This window comes from Pseudomonas sp. GW456-E7 (genome assembly GCF_059424105.1).
Genome location: NZ_JBWKZB010000022.1, coordinates 58655 through 78264, shown reverse-complemented (window position 1 = coordinate 78264; position 19610 = coordinate 58655). Strand labels below are relative to the sequence as shown.

The window sequence follows — 19610 nt, the reverse complement described above, 5'->3', positions numbered from 1 at the left end:
TGTTGAAACACCGCAACCTGTGGGAGCGAGCTTGCTCGCGATGAGGCCATCACATTCAACATCTATGTTGATTGACCCACCGCTTTCGCGAGCAAGCTCGCTCCTACAGCGTAAGCCCGCGGTGCGGTCTTACTTGGCCGCCCAGGAATTGAAGCGCTGTTCCAGTTGCTCGCCGTTGTCAGCCCAGAAGCTGACGTCGATCTGCACCTGGTTGGCGATGTTTTCCGGGGTGGTCGGCATGTCTTTCAGGACATCCTTGGCCAGCAAGGGTACGGCTTGGGTGTTGGCCGGGCCGTAGGCGATGTTTTCCGAGTAAGTCTTCTGCTGCTGTGGCATTACCGAGAAGGCGATGAACTTCTTCGCCGCTTCAGCGCGCTTGGCATCGAGACCTTTTGGAATGGCCCATGCGTCGAAGTCGTAGATGCCACCGTTCCACACGACTTTCAGGTTGCTTTCTTTCTGCACGGCAGCGATCCGGCCGTTGTAGGCCGAACTCATGACCACGTCACCGGAAGCAAGGTATTGCGGCGGTTGTGCACCGGCTTCCCACCACTGGATGTTCGGCTTGAGTTCATCGAGCTTCTTGAACGCGCGGTCCTGACCGTCTTTGCCGGCCAGCACTTTGTAGACGTCCTTCGGCGCAACGCCGTCGGCCATCAGTGCGAATTCCAGGGTGTACTTGGCGCCTTTACGCAGGCCACGCTTGCCCGGGAACTGCTTGGTGTCCCAGAAGTCCACCCAGCTGGTCGGTGCGGTTTTCAGCTTGTCGGCGTTGTAGGCCAGCACGGTCGACCACACGAAGAAACCCACGCCGCACGGCTGGATGGCGCCCTTGACGTAGTCTTCGGTCTTGCCGAACAACTTCGGATCAAGCTGTTCGAACATGTCTTCGTCGCAACCACGGGACAGTTCCGGCGACTCAACCTCTACCAGATCCCAGGACACGCTCTTGGTGTCGACCATGGCCTTGACCTTGGCCATTTCGCCGTTGTACTCGCCGGCCACGATCTTGCCGTTGCCTGCCGCTTCCCACGGTGCGTAGAAGGCTTTGACCTGAGCCGCCTTGTTCGCCCCGCCAAAGGACACCACGGTCAGGTCAGGGCCGGCCGCCATTGCGTGTGCCGCGCCCATCATGCCCAGTGCCAAAGCGGTGAATTTCAGGGATCTCAACATTTATTGTTCTCTCCACGTGCAGGGTTGGTGTTGGTATTGCCGGGGCGATCAGTTCGCCTCTAGAAGGGGATCGAGTGCACGAACGTGCTCGACCTGCCAGCCAAGCGGTACCACGTCGCCGACGGCGAGCGAGGGATCAAGCTCGGCAATCGGTTGTTTCACGAAGAAGTCGGTCTTGCCGCAGACTTCCATGCGCACCCGGACGTGGTCGCCCAGATAGATGAATTCCTCGACCCGCCCGGAGAAGCGGTTGACGCATTGGTCGCTGGAGCCGTTGAGGCTCACTCGCTCCGGACGAATGGACAGGGTCACCGGCTCGCCGGTCTGGCCAACGTTGACCGCCAGGGCTTCCACCTTCTCACCGCGCCCGAGCTCCACAATGCAACGGTCGCCGGTCTGGCTGTGCAGGCGACCATTGAGACGGTTGTTCTCGCCGATGAAGTTGGCGACGAAGGTGTTTTTCGGCTCTTCGTAGAGGGTGCGCGGCGGTGCGATCTGCTGGATTTCGCCCTGATGGAACACCGCCACACGGTCGGACATGGTCAGGGCTTCGCCCTGATCGTGGGTCACGTAGACCACGGTGACGCCCAGGCGCTGGTGCAGGTGCTTGATTTCCATCTGCATGTGTTCACGCAGTTGTTTGTCGAGTGCACCGAGGGGTTCGTCCATCAGCACCAGTTGCGGCTCGAACACCAGCGCCCGGGCCAAGGCCACACGCTGTTGCTGACCACCGGAGAGCTGCGCCGGGTAGCGTTGGGCGAAGCTGTCGAGCTGGACCATGCTCAGCACGCGCTTGACCCGGGCACTGACGTCGCTCTTGTTCATGCCGCGCACGGTCAGCGGGAACGCCAGGTTCTCGGCCACCGTCATGTGCGGGAACAACGCGTAGTTCTGAAACACCATGCCGATGTCACGCTTGTGCGGCGGCACGTTGTTGATGGCGCGCCCGGCCAACAGGATTTCGCCCGCGGTCGGCGTTTCGAAGCCGGCGAGCATCATCAGGCTGGTGGTCTTGCCGGAGCCGGACGGCCCGAGCAACGTGAGGAATTCGCCTTTGCGAATGTCCAGGTTGAGGTCTTTGACGATCAGGTTCTCGCCGTCGTAGCTCTTCTGCACTCCACGAAAGCTGACCAGAACATCATTGGCCCCTGCGCTTGAATCGACCTGGCTCATACCCACACCTTTGTTATTGATGACTGCTGTGGGGTTAAGCCTAGTGGACGCTGGGGACCACGCAAATCGGGGGGCAAGAGAGATTCGCCTCAGCCGGATGGAAGGTTGGGGGTAGGGATTGCCCTACAAGGATGGCGCGTTTTGGCAAACGCCGTGACCGGCGGTCAGCTGCAGGCCGCCAGCAAAGGCAAAAGCGGTATTGGGCAATGTCGCAAATGGATACGCCCCCTCGTCCCCTGTAGGAGCTGCCGCAGGCTGCGATCTCTTGATCTTGATCTTCAGCGACCTTGAGGCCGCTAAAAGATCGCAGCCTGCGGCAGCTCCTACGGGAGATCGCGTGCGGAGTCAGAGCAGCTTGTGCTCCATCGCGTACTTCACCAGCTCCGCCAGCGAGGTGATGTTGAGCTTCTGCATCAACCGCGCCTTGTGGGTGCTGATGGTCTTGCTGCTCAGTGCCAGTTGCTGGGCAATGTCGTTGACGTTGGCGCCCTGGGCCAGGCGTTCGAACACGGAAAATTCGCGCTCGGAGAGCAACGAATGCAATGGCCTCGAGTCGGTCAGGCCGACTTCGAAGACCATGCGATCAGCCAGTTCCGGGTCGATATAACGCCCGCCTGACGCCACTTTGCGAATGGCGGTCAGCAACAGTGCCGGATCGCTGTCCTTGGTTGCATAACCGGCGGCCCCGACCTTCAGCGCCCGGGCGGCCATTTGTGCCTCATCGTGCATCGACAACACCAGGATCGCCGGCGGATTGTTCAGGGCACGAATCCGCGGAATGGCCTCCAGGCCATTGACGCCCGGCATGGAAATGTCCAGCAACACCACTTCGCAGGGCACATGACGCAAGGTGTCGAGCAACTGCTCGCCATTGCTCGCCTCCCCCACCACCAGCAAGTCCTTGGCCAGGCCAATCAGCTGCTTGATGCCTTCGCGGACAATGGTGTGGTCTTCGGCTACCAGTACACGGATCACGTTCTTCTCCAGATTCAAGATCATTCGCGAGCAAGCCCGCTCCCACATTTGGAATGCGTTTCCCCTGTGGGAGCGAGCCTGCTCGCGAAAGCGTCAGCACAGATACCAAAAATTCTTCAGGCTTCGTCCAGTGGAACGCGCACACTCAGCGTCGTACCCTCACCCGGTTCACTCTCAAGGAATAACTCCCCCCCCATGATCAACACCCGCTCACGCATTCCGACGATCCCGAAGGACGTTGGCCTGCCAGGCGCAGCAACAAATCCTACGCCATCATCGGCGACCGTCAGGCACAACTCGTCGCCTTCCAGCGCCAGTGTCAGTTCAACAGTATGCGCCTGGGCATGGCGCATGACATTGGTCAGTGCTTCCTGAAGGATCCGGAACAGGCCGATGGCCTTGGCATCGCTGAGCACCGGCAGATTGTCCGGCACCTGCACCAGACACGGAATCTGCGTACGCGCCTCGAATCGCCGGGCCTGCCATTCGATGGCCGAGGCAATGCCGGCATCGAGAATCGGCGGGCGCAAGGCAGTCGCCACGTCGCGAACCAACTGGAAGAGCTGGGCGATCAGGCGCTTCATGCTGCCCAGGCGCTCGTTGAGGCCCGGATCAAGTTGCGCGTAAGCCAGTTCGCACATGGAGGTTTCCAGCTTGAGCACGGTCAGCATCTGCCCCAGTTCATCGTGAACTTCCCGGGCGATGCGCGCTTTTTCTTCTTCGCGCACGCTCTCCAGGTGCGCGGACAACTCACGCAGTTGTTCCCGGGAGCTGGCCAGCTCAAGCTCGATGCGCTTGCTCTCGCTGATGTCCCAGACGATGCCGTCCCAGACATAGGCACCGTCCTCCAGCCGGCGGGTGATGGCCTTGATTTCCGCCCAGCGCTGCTCGCCCTGACGCGTGAGGATTCGCCCTTGCCACGACCAGTCGCTGTCGGTATCCAGCGCATGGTCCTGGGTCTGGTGATAACTCGCCTTGTCATCCGGGTGCACCAGGCTACGCAGGCCTTTATCGCGATGCGCCAGCGTGGCCGGTGAATAACCCACCAGGCTTTCGCTGCCTTCGCTGATGTAGGCAAAGTCGATCTGGCCAGTCACCGGTGCCCGCTCCAGGCGGAAAACCAGCCCCGGAACGTTGGCGGCGATGCCTTGCAGCCGCGCCTCGCTTTCCTGCAAGGCGGCCAGGGCGCGGCGCCGCTCGGTGACGTCGTTGAGGTAAACCACCAGGTATTCGCCATCGCGAAAACGTAGAAAGCTCAACGAAACATCGGCCGGCAGGATGCTGCCGTCGGCGCGCACGCAGTTGGTTTCGAAGCTTTGCGGGCCCTCTTCACTGGCCCGGGCGCGCTTCCACAGATTGAGCCAACGATCCATGTGCAGGCCGGGTTCGAAATCGATCAAGGGCCGATCGATGAGCGCGCCGGGTGGATAACCGAGCATGCTTTCCGCCGCACGATTGGCGTAGCGCACGTGGCTGTCCCAGTTGACCCAGAGGATGCCGACGGTGCTTTGATCGATGGAGAACTGGGTCAGCCGCAGCGCCTCTTCGCTGGCGGCACGCAAGGCAATATCCTCCTGCGCAGCCATCAGGCGTTGTTCCAGGCTGTGCTGCTGGCGACGCTGCCAGAACACGATGGCCACGCAACTCAACGCCAGCACGGCCAGCAACAGGCAGAGGTTTTGCCAGAACCCCCGCGACTCGGTGAGACGTGGATATTTGGGTTGCAGCCATTGATTGTGCAGTTGCTCCAGGTCCTTGGCCGGAATCGCCCGCAATGCGCTTTCGACGATACCTGCCAGTTCCGGTTTGTCGCGACGCGTGGCTACCCGCAACAGCTGCGGCAGGCCGACATCCCCGACCACCACCAACCCGGCAAACTCCGGTTCGACGGACAGGCGCCCCAATTGCGCTTCATCGATCACCGCATAAGCCGCCTGCTGGCCCGTCAGTAACTGCAATGCCTGGCGCTCCATCGGCACGCCCTGCAGATTCAGGTGCGGATAGTTGCTGTGCAGGTAATCGGCGATGGCGCTGGGCATGCGCACGGCGACGCGGGTCTGGCTGTCGAGCTTTTCCAGTTCGATTGCCCCGGCGCTTTTCTGGTCGCTGACCACCAGTTGCGGCACCCGCATGTAGGGGTCGGAGAATTGCCAGAGGCGCAGCCCGCCAGGTGTCTGGGTCAGTCCCGGGGCGATGTCGATTTCGCCTTCGCGTGCGGCAGCTTCCAGTTGTTCAAGGTCGGAAAAGTTGCGCCAGCTCAGCTCGACGTCGAGGGTCTTTGCCAGCCGCTTCATCAAGTCGACATTCACCCCGGACAGGCGCTGCAAGCGGCGATCGTATTGCGCATAGGGTGCCTGCAACACCAGTCCGACCCGTAACTCGCCCTGCTGCGTCAGCCAATGCTGTTGCTTCGGGGTCAGTTGGGCAACGTGCGCCGGGGGCACGACTGCCGCCCAACCCATCAAGGGAAACCACAAACAGCCGATAACCCACAGGCAGCGAAAACGCATCATTGAACTCTCACACACTGACAAATACTGACCAACCCATTAGGCTGCCGGAACAACTTCTGGCCTGGAATATCCGATGCCCCCTGTCTACCGCCTGGCACTGCCAGCATTGTGCCTGTCGCTGATCCTGCCTTGCGTTTTTTCCGTCGAGGCGGCCGAACCGGCGCCTGTCGCAGCAGAAAAGGCCGCCGAAGAAAAACCACTCGAACGTCAGCCGCTGCCTGAGCGTAGTCAGGAAGAAGCGACTGCACTCGAGCGAAAAATCCCGGCTCAGGAACAGCAACAACTGCAAGCGGGCACCGAGACTTTTCTGGCATTGTGGAAACCGGCCAATACCGCCGAACCCAAAGGCGCGGTGATTATCATCCCGGGCGCCGGCGAAACCGTTGACTGGCCGCAAGCGGTCGGTCCGTTGCGGCGCAAATTGCCGGACGCCGAGTGGAGCAGCCTGAGTATCACCTTGCCGGACCTGCAAAGCGATGCCATTGCGCCACGAATCGTGGAGGCAACGCCGGCTCCCAAAGCCCCCGAAGCCGGCAGCAAGGACTCGACCACCGCAGCCCCGATCGAACAGGTGGCCGGTGGCGAGGCCGATGTGGCCGACAAGGCCATCGCCGAAACCACCGAAGAACAATCCAAAGCAGATGCCGAGCGCATCTTCGCCCGGATCGACGCCGCGATCGCGTTTGCCGAACAACAAAGCGCCCGCAGCATCGTGGTGCTGGGGCATGGCACGGGTGCCTATTGGGCGGCGCGCTACCTGAGCGAGAAGCAACCATCGCAAGTCGAGAAACTGGTCATGGTCGCCACTCGCACACCAGTGGCAGAGAAGCCCGAGTTGGCGGAACTGACCCCGTCCCTGAAGCTGCCGACCGCCGATATTTACTACAAGGACAAAGCGCTGGACCGCAACGCCGCGCTGGAACGCCTGCAGGCCAGCAAACGCTTGAAGTCCTCGACGTTCAGTCAGGTCGCGCTCAAGGCCCTGCCCGATAGCAAGGCCGAACAGGAGCAATTGTTCCGGCGGGTGCGGGGTTGGTTGAATCCACAGAACCCGGCGGACTGACAGACCGAGGCGCTTCATTCGCGAGCAAGCCCGCTCCCACAGGTTTTATGTCGATCACGAAATGGCGGACGACATCAAACCTGTGGGAGCTAGCTTGCTCGCGATAGCGGTATCACTGGCGACGCAAGTTTTCCGGCCTAGCGAAAGTCCCGCCGCTCCCGAATCAGCGTATAGGCACTATGCAGTTCACGCGTTCGCTCGGTGGCCTCACGCACCTGCGTCGCCGTTGCGCCACTGCCGGCGATCTTGTCCGGATGATGGCGACTGAGCAGGCGCCGGTAGGCACGCTTGATCTGCGCCGGTTCAGTGGTGGCCGTCACTCCCAACAGCTTCAAGGCGTCCTGATAGCTTGGCACGCTGTTGCCCAATGGCCGTTTCTGCGGCTCATAATCGTGGGCCAACGCCTGCACCTGGTGCGGCGTCCAGCCCAGCCACTGCCCCCACTGGCGGATCAACTCACGCTCACCGCTGCCGGCACGACCATCGGCCCAGACCATTCGCCAGCAGGCGCGTAACACGCCTTCCGCCGCGTGGGGCTGGGCACTCAGGCGACGCAGATAACCGCGTAGCCGGTCGCGGCCCGACTTGCCACGGTTGAACGCGGCAATTGCACGGCGCTGAGCCGGCTCGGACATGTCCAGCGAACGCATTTCCGCCCGGGCCTGTTCGATGTGCCCGGCCATCACTTGGCCGTCGCACTTGGCCAGGCGTCCCAGCAGGACAAACAGCAATTCATCGTTGCGCAGCACCGGGCGGCCGCCCAGTTTTTCCCGCAAATGCCCCCAGCTCTGCAGGTGCAAGCGCCGATCCAGCGCCTGCCCCAACAACGCGCCGAGCATGGCCCCCGGAATACTGGCTATGGCAAAGCCTGCTCCGGCTCCGATCAGAGTCCCTGGCCACAGCATGTCAGCGGCTCGCTTCTATTAATGTTTCAACTTCGGCCAGACGTTCGTGAGTGCCGACATCGACCCAGTGTCCCCTCAACTGCTCGCCGGTCACCAGCCCGTCAGCCATGGCTTTGCGCAACAGCGGCGCGAGCTTGAAGGCCCCGGCGGTGCAACCGTCGAACAACTGCGGATGCAACACGGCGATGCCGCTGTACGTCAGGGTGGTAGCCTGCGGTTGACCGTCGTGCACCTGGTTTCCGACCAGGCTGAAGTCCCCGGCCGGATGATGCGGCGGGTTGCTGGCCAGCACCAGATGCGCCAGACCGTTGATGGGTTGGTGCAGCACACTGAAGTCGTAATCGGTCCAGATGTCGCCGTTGACCACCACAAAGGCTTCATCCCCCAACAACGGCAAGGCGCGGAAAATCCCGCCGCCGGTTTCCAGGGGTTCACCCTCCGCCGAGTACTGGATGCTCACGCCATAACGCGAACCATCGCCCAGATAGTCTTCGATCTGCTGACCGAGCCAGGCGTGATTGATCACGATGTCGGTGAACCCGGCGGCAGCCAGCGCCCGCAGGTGATACTCGATCAGCGGCACGCCGCCGGCACGCACCAGCGGTTTTGGCGTGGTCAGGGTCAGCGGACGCATGCGCTCGCCTTTGCCCGCGGCCAGAATCATTGCCTTCATGCTTTCACTCCGGCACGCAGACTGGCCAGCAGCACATCCAGCTCGGCCAGTTCGGGGCGGCGAGCGATCACGGCATCTATATAGGCAAAGAAGCGCGGAACATCGCCCAGATAACGCGGTTTGCCGTCGCGATGGCAGATGCGCGCGAAAATACCGATGACTTTCAGGTGACGTTGCACGCCCATCAAGTCGCTGGCACGCAGAAAGTCCTCGAACTCGGGCTGAACCGGAATTCCGAGGGCCCCCGCCTGCTGCCAGTAGCTTTCCAGCCAGCCGTGTACGCGCTCTTCGGGCCAACTGAGGAAGGCGTCCTTGAACAGGCAGGTCACGTCGTAGGTCACCGGGCCATATACCGCATCCTGGAAATCCAGCACGCCGGGGTTGGGCTCGCTGAGCATCAGGTTGCGCGGCATGTAGTCGCGATGCACCAGGACTTTTGGCTGTGCCAGGGCGCTGTCGATCAACAGATCGCTGACCTGCTGCCAGAGCACTTGCTGCGCCGCGTCGAATTCGATGCCCAATTCGCGCTTCACGTACCACTCGGGGAACAGTTCCAGTTCGCGACGCAGTAATGCCACGTCATAGCTCGGCAGCGGCGCAACCATCGGCAACTGCTGGAAAGCCAGCAACGCCTGCAGGGCATCGTTGAACAAACCGTCGGCGTTTTCGCTGTCGATGACGTCCAGATAGGTCTTGTTGCCCAGGTCGTTGAGCAAAAGAAACCCGCGCTCGAGGTCTTCGGCATAAATTTTCGGCACATTTATTCCGGATTTCGCCAGCAAAAAGGCGATATCCACGAAGGGTTTGCAGTTCTCCTGGGGCGGTGGCGCGTCCATCACGATGAAACTTCTGCCATCGCCTTCCCAGCGGAAATACCGCCGGAAACTCGCGTCGCTGCTGGCCGCGGTCAACGTGGCCGGGGGTACGACGCCCCAGCCCTGCTCGGCAAACAGGGTCGCCAATTGTTCATCGAGCCAAACTTTCAGGTGTTGCAAGCGTACATCTTGATCAGGCATTGCAAGGGTCTCCGACGGCGCTAGCCGTCAAGCGGGTCATGCTTTATTATCCAGCATCTTTTTCAGACCATCGAGAGGCGTGCGGCCCACACCGCGGGCAGATGGCACGCAGGAAGCCCGGACTAATAAGATGGCATTGAAATCCCCCGCGTTTCGTAAAAAATTTCCGTTGTTGGTTACCGGCAGTTTGCTGGCGCTGCAACCCCTTGCCACTTCCTACGTGGTCGCCGCGGAACAGTTTGACTGCACAGTCTCTGCTTCGGGTTCCTGGGACTGCGCACCAAAGACGCCGGCGGCTGCATTGCCACCGCGTCCCGTCCATGACGGCAGCGCAGTTTCCGCCACCGGCGAAGCCCCGGCCGAGAACGGTTCCAGTGAAGACACTGGCGCCACGCCGGTGCTGGTCACCGAATCCAAAGGCCGTGGCCTGAAGTCGCGTAGCGAAGACTACAGTCACCTCGACTGGGTTCCCCGCGAGCAGCTCACCGCCGCACAATTGGCCGAAACCGGTCCTTATTGCTCTGGTTCCTATATCGAACCGATTCGTCCTGGCATGAATGACAAGACGGATAAAAGTGACGCGCCTACCTTTATCGGCGCAAAAGCCTCCCGCTATAAGCAGGATGAGCAGGTCGCGACCCTGGCCGGCGACGTCGTCATGCGCCAGGGCAGCATGCAGGTCGAAGCCGACGAAGCCAACCTGTACCAGGCCGAGAGCCGTGGCGAACTGAATGGCAACGTGCGCATTCGCGACAACGGCGCCCTGATCGTCGGCGACCATGCCGACGTGCAGCTCGACACCGGTGAAGCCAAGGTCGACAACGCCGAATACGTGATGCACAAATCACGCATCCGCGGTAATGCGCTGTACGCCAAACGTGCCGAGAACGCGATCATCCGCCTCAAGGACGGTACGTACACCACGTGCGAACCGAACAGCAACGCCTGGCAACTCAAGGGCAACAACATCACCCTGAACCCGGCCACCGGTTTCGGTACGGCGACCAACGTGACGCTGCGGGTCAAGGACATTCCGGTCCTGTACACGCCGTACATCTATTTCCCGATCGACGACCGCCGCCAGTCCGGCTTCCTGCCGCCGACCATCGGCACCGGCAGCGATACCGGCTTCATGCTGGTCACCCCGTACTACTTCAACCTGGCGCCGAACTACGATGCCACGTTGTACCCGCGCTACATGGAAAAGCACGGCTTGTTGATGGAAGGCGAGTTCCGCTACCTGACCAAGTCCAGCGAAGGCCAGTTCGGTGCGGCGTACCTCAACGACGAAAGCAACGAGCGCGACAAGCAGTCAGACGCCGAAAAAACCCGCTACATGTACAATTGGCAGCACAAGGGTGGCCTCGACTCGCGAGTGTTTACGCAAGTCGACTACACCAAGATCAGCGATCCGTATTACTTCCAGGATCTGCAGACCGACCAGATTGGCGTGAAAAGCAACGACTTCGTGAACCAGCAGGGTTCCGTGACCTATCGCGGCGAGGGCTATACCGCTCGCGCGAACGCCCAGGCATACGAACTGGCGAGCGTAGCGAACATTACCCCGTACGACCGCCTGCCGCAGCTCACCCTCGACGGTATGCTGCCTTACCATCCGGAAGGCCTGGATTTCACGTACAACACCGAACTCGTGCGGTTTGACCGGGATCTGCAGAGCGGGACCTACTTTGACGAAGATGGCGTCGGCTCTCCCCGTCTGGATAACAACATTCAAGGTCTGGCTCGCGCCAATGGCGACCGCCTGAATCTTGCGCCCGCCATGAGCCTGCCGATGAACACGACGTACGGCTTCCTGACACCGAAGCTCAAGTACCAGTACACCCAGTACCAACTGGATCTGGACGGTACCGGCAAGAGTCAGATCGCGCAGCAAAATCAGGCCGCAGCTGCCGCTGGGACTAAAAATTTCAACGGCAATTTCGACAGCAACCAGAACCGCGGCGTTCCGATTGCCAGCATCGACAGTGGCCTGTACTTCGATCGCAATACCCAGTATTTCGGCAAGAACTACCGCCAGACCCTGGAGCCACGCCTGTTCTACCTGTACGTACCTGAGGTCGACCAGGAAGACATTCCGGTATTCGACACCAGCGAATACACCTTCAACTTTGCGTCGCTGTTCCGTGACAACCGCTTCTCCGGCTCCGACCGTGTCGGCGACGAGAACAAACTGTCCCTGGGCGTGACCAGCCGCTGGATCGAAGACAACGGCTTCGAACGTCAACGGATCAGTGTCGGCCAGGCCCTGTACTTCAAGGACCGCGAAGTCCAGTTGCCGGGGGTCGATCCAAAACTCCGCGCCGATGCCCAAGCCAGCGTTTCGCCGTACGCACTGGAATACGAATATCGCTGGAACCGCGACTGGCGTACCACGGCCGACTACAACTGGGACCCGGACAGCCACAGCCCTCGCTCGGGCAGCGCGATGTTCCACTACCAGCCTGAAGACAACCCGAACAAGATCGTCAACCTCGGCTATCGCTATCGTAACGACCAGGTGATCTACAACCAGAACACCGGTCAATGGCAGTTCGGCGGCGACTACGGCACCCCTGGGCAGCCTGGCTACGTGAAGGATTACTACAAGATCGAACAGCACGACTTCTCGGTGATCTGGCCGATCGTGCCGCAATGGAGCGCTATCAGCCGCTGGCAGTATGACTACAACCGCAACCGTACCCTGGAAGCCTTCGGTGGTTTCGAGTACGACAGCTGCTGCTGGAAACTGCGCCTGATCAACCGTTACTTCGTTGATTACGACGAGTTCAGCCAGCAGGCACCGGAAAACGAAAAAGGCGACCATGGCGTCTTCCTCCAAATTGTTCTGAAGGGACTCGGCGGCCTCACCGGCGCCAAGGCAGAGAGCTTCCTCGACAAAGGCATTCAAGGTTATCGTGAACGTGAAGACCAAGCTTTCTGATTGTCTGCGCCCGCTGATGCTGGGCGCGCTGTTCCTGAGTACGGCGGCCAGTGCCGCCGTGCAGTCCATCGATAAAGTGGTGGCCATCGTCGACAACGACGTGGTCATGCAGAGCCAACTGGACCGACGCGTCCATGAAGTTCAGCAAACCATTGCCAAGCGTGGTTCTGCCGTACCGCCGGCCAGCGTGCTGGAGCAGCAGGTACTTGAACGCCTGATCGTCGAAAACCTGCAATTGCAGATCGGCGAGCGTTCCGGCATCCGCATTACCGATGAAGAGTTGAACCAGGCCGTCGGCACCATTGCCCAGCGCAACAACATGTCGATCGAGCAGTTCCGCGCTGCCCTGACTCGCGACGGTCTGTCCTATGAAGACGCACGTGAGCAGATTCGCCGCGAAATGGTCATCAGCCGCGTGCGCCAGCGTCGGGTCGCCGAACGCATTCAGGTCTCCGAGCAGGAAGTGAAGAACTTCCTGGCGTCTGACCTGGGCAAAATGCAGCTGTCCGAAGAGTTCCATCTGGCCAATATCCTGATTCCTACGCCGGAAAGCGCCAACTCCGAAGCGATTCAGAGTGCCGCCAAACAGGCCGATGCGATTTACCAGCAACTCAAGCAAGGCGCTGACTTCAGTCAGTTGGCAATCGCCAAATCCGCCAGCGAAACCGCTCTGGAAGGTGGTGACATGGGCTGGCGTAAAGCCGCTCAATTGCCTCCGCCGTTCGATCGCCTGCTGAGCACCATGCCCGTGGGTGATGTCACCCAGCCAATGCGCACGCCCGGCGGCTTCATCATCCTGAAGATCCTCGACAAGCGTGGCGGCGAGACCCAGATGCGCGACGAAGTGCATGTGCGTCACATCCTGGTCAAGCCGAGCCCGATCCGCGACGAAGCGAAAACCAAGGCCCTGGCCGAGTCGCTCTACAGCCGTATCGAGGCTGGCGAAGACTTCGGTGAGCTGGCGAAAAACTACTCGGAAGACCCGGGTTCCGCCCTCAACGGCGGCGACCTGAACTGGATCGACCCGAACGCGCTGGTGCCCGAGTTCCGCGAAGTGATGGCCAAGACCCCGCAAGGTCAGCTGTCCAAGCCGTTCCAGACTCAATACGGCTGGCATGTCCTGGAAGTCCTTGGCCGTCGCGCCACCGACAGCACCAGCCAGGCTCGCGAGCAGCAAGCCATGACCGTTTTGCGTAACCGCAAATACGACGAAGAGCTGCAAACCTGGCTGCGTCAGATCCGTGACGAAGCGTACGTGGAAATCAAACTCCCTGGCGCCGACCAGGCAGCGCAGTGAAACCCCAACGTTTCGCGCTGACACCCGGTGAACCAGCCGGCATAGGTCCCGACCTGTGCCTGCTGCTCGCCTCGCAAGCCCAGCCCCATCCCCTGATTGCCATTACCAGCCGCGACCTGCTCATCGAGCGGGCCGCGCAACTGGGCGTGGCGGTCGACTTGCTGCCGGTCACCCCGGACAACTGGCCGGATGCACCCGCGCCAGCCAACAGCCTGTATGTCTGGGACACACCGCTCAACGCCAAGGTCATCGCTGGACAGCTGGACAAGGCCAACGCTGCGTTCGTCCTGGAAACCCTGACCCGCGCCGGCCAAGGCTGCCTCAGCGGGGATTTTGCCGGCATGATTACCGCGCCTGTGCACAAAGGCGTCATCAACGAATCCGGCATCGCCTTTTCCGGGCACACGGAATTCCTTGCCGACCTGACCCACACCGCGCAAGTGGTGATGATGCTGGCCACTCGTGGCTTGCGCGTGGCCCTGGTGACCACTCACCTGCCCCTTCGCGAGATTGCCGATGCCATCACGTCGGAGCGCCTGGAACGCGTCACGCGAATCCTGCACGCCGACCTGCAAAACAAGTTCGGCATCGCCCGGCCACGCATCCTGGTCTGCGGGCTCAACCCGCATGCCGGTGAAGGCGGACACCTGGGCCATGAAGAAATCGATATCATCGAACCCACATTAGAGCGCCTGCGCGGCGAGGGCATGGACCTTCGCGGTCCCCTGCCCGCCGACACTCTGTTTACCCCCAAATATCTGGAGCACTGCGATGCGGTGCTGGCGATGTACCACGACCAGGGCCTGCCGGTGCTGAAGTACAAAGGCTTCGGCGCGGCAGTCAACGTGACCCTCGGCTTGCCGATCATCCGTACGTCGGTCGACCACGGCACCGCCCTGGATCTGGCCGGCAGCGGCAAGATCGACACCGGCAGCCTGCAAGTCGCCCTGGAAACCGCCTACCAGATGGCCGAGACCCGTTTATGACCGAGCACTACCAACACAAGGCGCGCAAACGCTTTGGCCAGAACTTCCTGCACGATGCCGGCGTTATCGACCGCATCCTGCGCTCCATTCATGCCAAGGCAGAAGACCGCCTGCTGGAAATCGGCCCGGGACAGGGCGCACTGACCCAAGGCCTGCTCAGCAGCGGCGCGCAACTCGACGTGGTGGAACTGGACAAGGACCTGATCCCGATCCTCAACCAGCAGTTTGCCGGCAAGAGCAACTTCAACCTGCATCAGGGCGATGCGCTGAAGTTCGACTTCAACAGCCTGAATGCCGCGCCAGGCAGCCTGCGAGTGGTCGGCAACCTGCCGTACAACATCTCCACGCCGCTGATTTTTCACCTGCTGCACAACTCGCACCTGATCCGCGACATGCACTTCATGCTGCAAAAGGAAGTGGTCGAGCGTCTGGCTGCCGGCCCGGGCGGTGGTGACTGGGGCCGCCTGTCGATCATGGTTCAGTACCATTGCCGGGTCGAGCACCTGTTCAACGTCGGCCCGGGCGCGTTCAACCCGCCACCGAAAGTCGATTCGGCCATCGTGCGCCTGGTGCCCCACGCGGTACTGCCGCACCCGGCCAAGGATCACCGTCTGCTCGAGCGCGTCGTGCGCGAAGCGTTCAACCAGCGCCGCAAGACCCTGCGCAACACCCTCAAGCTGCTGCTGAGCAATGCCGAGATCGAAGCCGCCGGCGTCGATGGCAGCCTGCGTCCCGAGCAGCTCGACCTGGCCGCCTTCGTGCGCCTGGCTGACAAGCTCAGCGAGCAAGCGCCACAAAAGCCTGCCGCGAACTGACAGGCGATGAGCGCTATCGGGTAGGACGCCACTCTGGTCTACTACCCGATACTTGGCCTAGACTGAACTCCATCAGCTACGCCCCGCGTCCCGCTTCGTTTTTAAGGCCCCTTGCATGTCCGATCCTCGTTATCAGGTCGACGTCAGCGTCGTCACCCGCTATCTGGCAGAACAATCGCAACCCGAGCACGACCGCTTTGCCTTCGCCTACACCATTACCGTGCAAAACAATGGCGAAATGCCCGCCAAACTGCTTTCACGGCACTGGGTCATCACCGATGGTGACGGACATGTCGAAGAAGTCCGCGGCGCAGGCGTGGTCGGCCAGCAACCACTGATCGAACCGGGCAAGAGCCACACCTACAGCAGCGGCACGGTCATGACCACCAAGGTCGGCACCATGCAAGGCACCTATCAGATGCTTTCCGACGACGGCAAACATTTCGATGCCATCATCGCGCCCTTCCGCCTGGCGGTGCCCGGAGCCCTGCACTGATGGCAACCTACGCTGTCGGCGACCTGCAAGGCTGCCTTCAGGCCCTGCAATGCCTGCTCAAACAAGTGGCGTTCGACCCTCAACGGGATCGCCTGTGGCTGGTGGGCGACCTGGTCAACCGCGGCCCGCAGTCGCTGGAAACCCTGCGCTTCCTCTATAGCATCCGCGAATCGCTGGTGTGCGTGCTCGGCAACCACGACCTGCACCTGCTGGCGGCCGGACGCAACATCGAACGCCTGAAGAAGGCCGACACCCTGCACGAGATCATCGAAGCGCCGGATAGCGCCGAACTGCTCGAATGGCTGCGCCAGCAAAAGCTCATGCACTACGACGAACAGCGCAACGTGGCACTGGTCCATGCCGGCATTCCACCCCAGTGGTCGCTGCGCAAAGCCTTGAAGTGTGCTGCCGAAGTCGAGACCGCCTTGCGTGACGACAACCTGCTGCCGCCCTACCTCGATGGCATGTACGGCAACGATCCGGCGAAATGGGACAATGACCTCAAAGGCGTGACGCGCCTGCGGGTGATCACCAACTATTTCACCCGCATGCGTTTTTGCACCGCTGAAGGCAAACTCGACCTCAAGAGCAAGGAAGGCCTCGGTACCGCACCACCCGGCTACAAACCCTGGTTCCAGCACAAGGAACGCAAGACCAAGGGCCTGAAGATCATCTTCGGCCACTGGGCAGCACTGGAAGGCAATATCAATGAGCCTGGCATCTCGGCCCTCGACACGGGCTGCGTCTGGGGCGGTGCCCTGACCCTGATGAACGTCGACAGCTTTGAGCGCCTGTCCTGCAAATGCGACGAACACGGCCATGCCGTGCCGCCAGTCGCCTCATCCATTCCCCAAACATCGCCAGCCAGCGCACCGCGCTAGACTGCCCATTCAGCCGAGCCACAGGAGCCCGCCATGAGCGAATTCAAACGTATCCCCCCGGAACAGGCCCAGGCCCTGCGCGAACGAGGCGCAGTGGTGGTCGACGTCCGCGACCCGGCCACTTTTGCCGCCCTGCATATCGCAGGCTCGAAGCATCTGGACAATCATTCCTTGCACGCTTTCATCCAGGGTGCCGACCTCGACGCGCCGACCGTGGTGGTCTGCTATCACGGCAATTCCAGCCAGGGTGCGGCCGCCTACCTGATCAGCCAGGGCTTCTCCGACGTCTACAGCATGGATGGCGGATTCGAGTTGTGGCGTACGACCTATCCTGCAGAAACGGCGCAAGGCACTGCCGAATAATTTTTTTGTAACGTTGCAGGCCCCGGCTCCCGCGGGCTAGCGCGGTGGCAGACGAACGGTCTGCCACAACTAATTACGTATCTCGCCTTTACCTCCCGAATTCCCAACTATCCTTAAGCCCAGGCCATCCAAAACAGGGGAGAGCCGGTACACCGGCGCACGGGTCATCGGGAGTAGCTTTCGGAGTCGTCAGCTCCGGGAGAGTTCTGGGGGGTAAACAGCAATCGCCTGTTCGGTTGCTGCCAGCATCGACTGAGTGATCCGGCGTCGGCTCCACGTATCGAGCGAGGTGACGTCATGAGTATCTTTAGCCACTTCCAACAACGCTTCGAGTCCACACGCCAGGAAGAACTCTCACTGCAAGAGTATCTTGAGCTGTGCAAAAAAGACCGCAGCGCCTACGTTTCCGCCGCCGAGCGTCTACTGCTGGCCATCGGTGAACCGGAACTGCTCGACACCTCGACCAACTCGAGGCTTTCGCGCATCTTCTCCAACAAGGTCATCCGCCGCTATCCGGCCTTTGAAGACTTCCACGGGATGGAAGAATGCATCGACCAGATCGTGTCGTATTTCCGCCACGCCGCTCAGGGCCTGGAAGAGAAGAAACAGATCCTGTACCTGCTCGGCCCTGTCGGTGGCGGTAAATCATCCCTGGCCGAGAAGCTCAAGCAGCTGATGGAAAAAGTGCCCTTCTACGCGATCAAGGGCTCGCCGGTATTCGAGTCGCCCCTGGGTCTGTTCAACTCCACTGAAGATGGAGCGATCCTCGAGGAAGACTTTGGCATTCCACGGCGCTACCTCAACACCATCATGTCGCCATGGGCGACCAAGCGCCTGGCCGAATTCGGTGGCGACATCAGTCAGTTCCGCGTGGTGAAACTCTACCCGTCGATCCTCAACCAGATTGCCGTGGCCAAGACCGAGCCTGGTGATGAAAACAACCAGGACATTTCGGCACTGGTGGGCAAGGTCGATATCCGCAAACTGGAGGAGTTCCCGCAGAACGACGCCGACGCCTACAGCTACTCGGGCGCCCTGTGCCGGGCCAACCAGGGTCTGATGGAATTCGTCGAAATGTTCAAGGCACCGATCAAGGTGCTGCACCCGTTGCTGACTGCCACCCAGGAAGGCAACTACAACAGTACCGAAGGCCTTGGCGCGATTCCATTCACCGGGATCCTGCTGGCGCACTCCAACGAATCGGAGTGGCACACCTTCCGCAACAACAAGAACAACGAAGCCTTCATCGACCGGATCTACATCGTCAAAGTGCCGTACTGCCTGCGGGTCAGCGACGAAGTGAAGATCTACGACAAGCTGCTGTTCAACAGTTCGCTGGCCAAGGCGCATTGCGCGCCGGACACCCTGAAGATGCTGGCCCAGTTCACCGTGCTCTCGCGTCTCAAAGAACCGGAAAACTCCAACATCTATTCGAAGATGCGCGTGTACGACGGCGAGAACCTCAAGGACACCGATCCGAAAGCCAAGTCGATCCAGGAATACCGCGACAACGCCGGTGTCGACGAAGGCATGAACGGTCTGTCGACCCGCTTCGCGTTCAAGATCCTGTCGAAGGTGTTCAACTTCGATCCGCACGAAATTGCCGCCAACCCGGTACATCTGCTCTATGTGCTGGAACAACAGATCGAACAGGAACAGTTCCAGGCCGAGACCCGCGAACGCTATCTGCGCTTCCTCAAGGAGTACCTGGCACCGCGCTACATCGAATTCATCGGCAAGGAGATCCAGACTGCCTACCTCGAATCCTACAGCGAGTACGGCCAGAACATCTTCGATCGCTACGTGTTGTACGCCGACTTCTGGATCCAGGACCAGGAATACCGCGACCCGGAAACCGGCGAAATCCTCAACCGCGTAGCCCTGAACGAAGAACTGGAGAAAATCGAAAAACCGGCCGGCATCAGCAATCCGAAGGATTTCCGCAACGAAATCGTCAACTTCGTCCTGCGCGCCCGGGCCAACAACAACGGCAAGAACCCGACCTGGCTCAGCTACGAAAAACTGCGGGTGGTCATCGAGAAGAAAATGTTCTCCAACACCGAGGACCTGCTACCGGTCATCAGCTTCAACGCCAAGGCCAGCAAGGAGGACCAGCAAAAACACAACGACTTCGTCACACGGATGGTCGAGCGGGGCTACACCGACAAACAGGTACGACTGCTGTCCGAGTGGTACCTGCGGGTCAGAAAATCACAATAACCCGCTGCCGGTCAGACCGGTTGTCGTCAGCCAGAGACCTGTGTGCGCTTTTTCTGTTACACAGGCCTCTGGAAGGTGTTCGAAAGTCGGTAGCGAGTTCAGGCAGCATCCAAGGCGCTT

Annotated in this window: 16 protein-coding genes; 9 read left to right on the top strand and 7 right to left on the bottom strand. The window is 60.7% G+C overall.

Annotation, left to right across the window (positions count from 1 at the left end; all coding sequences use genetic code 11):
- Positions 1 to 129: 129 nt before the first annotated feature.
- The 4 genes from AC07YV_RS15945 to AC07YV_RS15930 all read right to left on the bottom strand — a co-directional run bounded on the left by AC07YV_RS15945 (position 130) and on the right by AC07YV_RS15930 (position 5834).
- Positions 130 to 1173, bottom strand: a complete 1044-nt coding sequence (locus AC07YV_RS15945; protein ID WP_102700192.1) for an ABC transporter substrate-binding protein — start codon at positions 1171 to 1173, stop codon at positions 130 to 132.
- 48 nt (positions 1174 to 1221) lie between these two features.
- On the bottom strand, positions 1222 to 2346 hold the full coding sequence (locus tag AC07YV_RS15940) for an ABC transporter ATP-binding protein (protein WP_095964077.1): 1125 nt from the start codon (positions 2344 to 2346) through the stop codon (positions 1222 to 1224).
- A 345-nt stretch (positions 2347 to 2691) separates the two neighbouring features.
- Positions 2692 to 3345: a response regulator gene (locus AC07YV_RS15935; RefSeq protein ID WP_007993216.1), complete on the bottom strand. Its 654-nt coding sequence runs from the start codon at positions 3343 to 3345 to the stop codon at positions 2692 to 2694.
- A 92-nt stretch (positions 3346 to 3437) separates the two neighbouring features.
- Positions 3438 to 5834: a PAS domain-containing sensor histidine kinase gene (locus tag AC07YV_RS15930; protein ID WP_102700191.1), complete on the bottom strand. Its 2397-nt coding sequence runs from the start codon at positions 5832 to 5834 to the stop codon at positions 3438 to 3440.
- Between the two features lie 73 nt (positions 5835 to 5907).
- Here AC07YV_RS15930 and AC07YV_RS15925 point away from each other — a divergent pair, with 73 nt between their 5' ends.
- A complete protein-coding gene (locus AC07YV_RS15925; RefSeq protein ID WP_102700190.1) occupies positions 5908 to 6897 on the top strand; it encodes an alpha/beta hydrolase family protein in 990 nt (329 codons plus the stop codon).
- A gap of 137 nt (positions 6898 to 7034) precedes the next feature.
- Here the strand turns inward: AC07YV_RS15925 and AC07YV_RS15920 are convergent, their stop codons facing one another.
- The 3 genes from AC07YV_RS15920 to AC07YV_RS15910 are packed head-to-tail and all read right to left on the bottom strand — an operon-like array spanning position 7035 to position 9491.
- The gene (locus tag AC07YV_RS15920; protein ID WP_102700189.1) at positions 7035 to 7802 is read right to left on the bottom strand and encodes a TerB family tellurite resistance protein; all 768 of its coding nucleotides are present in this window, start codon (positions 7800 to 7802) and stop codon (positions 7035 to 7037) included.
- A 1-nt stretch (position 7803) separates the two neighbouring features.
- The gene (murU, locus tag AC07YV_RS15915; RefSeq protein ID WP_102700188.1) at positions 7804 to 8475 is read right to left on the bottom strand and encodes an N-acetylmuramate alpha-1-phosphate uridylyltransferase MurU; all 672 of its coding nucleotides are present in this window, start codon (positions 8473 to 8475) and stop codon (positions 7804 to 7806) included.
- Complete coding sequence (locus tag AC07YV_RS15910) at positions 8472 to 9491, bottom strand: aminoglycoside phosphotransferase family protein (RefSeq protein ID WP_102700187.1); 1020 nt, start codon at positions 9489 to 9491, stop codon at positions 8472 to 8474. Before AC07YV_RS15910 ends, murU begins: the two co-directional genes overlap by 4 nt.
- A gap of 130 nt (positions 9492 to 9621) precedes the next feature.
- On the opposite strand from AC07YV_RS15910, the gene AC07YV_RS15905 reads away from it, so the two are divergent.
- The 8 genes from AC07YV_RS15905 to AC07YV_RS15870 all read left to right on the top strand — a co-directional run bounded on the left by AC07YV_RS15905 (position 9622) and on the right by AC07YV_RS15870 (position 19490).
- Positions 9622 to 12432 carry an LPS-assembly protein LptD gene (locus AC07YV_RS15905; RefSeq protein ID WP_102700186.1) on the top strand — a complete coding sequence of 937 codons (2811 nt, stop codon included), beginning with the start codon at positions 9622 to 9624 and terminating at the stop codon, positions 12430 to 12432.
- The gene (gene surA, locus AC07YV_RS15900) at positions 12407 to 13729 is read left to right on the top strand and encodes a peptidylprolyl isomerase SurA (protein ID WP_173900815.1); all 1323 of its coding nucleotides are present in this window, start codon (positions 12407 to 12409) and stop codon (positions 13727 to 13729) included. The genes AC07YV_RS15905 and surA overlap by 26 nt, the downstream gene beginning before the upstream one ends.
- Positions 13726 to 14715, top strand: coding sequence for a 4-hydroxythreonine-4-phosphate dehydrogenase PdxA (gene pdxA / locus AC07YV_RS15895; RefSeq protein WP_102700185.1), 990 nt, complete (start codon positions 13726 to 13728; stop codon positions 14713 to 14715). Before surA ends, pdxA begins: the two co-directional genes overlap by 4 nt.
- Positions 14712 to 15530 carry a 16S rRNA (adenine(1518)-N(6)/adenine(1519)-N(6))-dimethyltransferase RsmA gene (gene rsmA / locus AC07YV_RS15890; RefSeq protein ID WP_102700184.1) on the top strand — a complete coding sequence of 273 codons (819 nt, stop codon included), beginning with the start codon at positions 14712 to 14714 and terminating at the stop codon, positions 15528 to 15530. The genes pdxA and rsmA overlap by 4 nt, the downstream gene beginning before the upstream one ends.
- Before the next feature lie 115 nt (positions 15531 to 15645).
- Positions 15646 to 16026 (top strand): Co2+/Mg2+ efflux facilitator ApaG/CorD, encoded by a 381-nt coding sequence (gene apaG / locus AC07YV_RS15885; RefSeq protein WP_095944860.1) that lies wholly within the window; start codon positions 15646 to 15648, stop codon positions 16024 to 16026.
- Positions 16026 to 16907, top strand: coding sequence for a symmetrical bis(5'-nucleosyl)-tetraphosphatase (locus AC07YV_RS15880; protein WP_015097067.1), 882 nt, complete (start codon positions 16026 to 16028; stop codon positions 16905 to 16907). Before apaG ends, AC07YV_RS15880 begins: the two co-directional genes overlap by 1 nt.
- 33 nt (positions 16908 to 16940) lie before the next feature.
- Positions 16941 to 17270 carry a thiosulfate sulfurtransferase GlpE gene (gene glpE / locus AC07YV_RS15875; protein ID WP_102700183.1) on the top strand — a complete coding sequence of 110 codons (330 nt, stop codon included), beginning with the start codon at positions 16941 to 16943 and terminating at the stop codon, positions 17268 to 17270.
- A gap of 297 nt (positions 17271 to 17567) precedes the next feature.
- Positions 17568 to 19490, top strand: coding sequence for a PrkA family serine protein kinase (locus tag AC07YV_RS15870; RefSeq protein WP_007980217.1), 1923 nt, complete (start codon positions 17568 to 17570; stop codon positions 19488 to 19490).
- Positions 19491 to 19610: the final 120 nt, after the last annotated feature.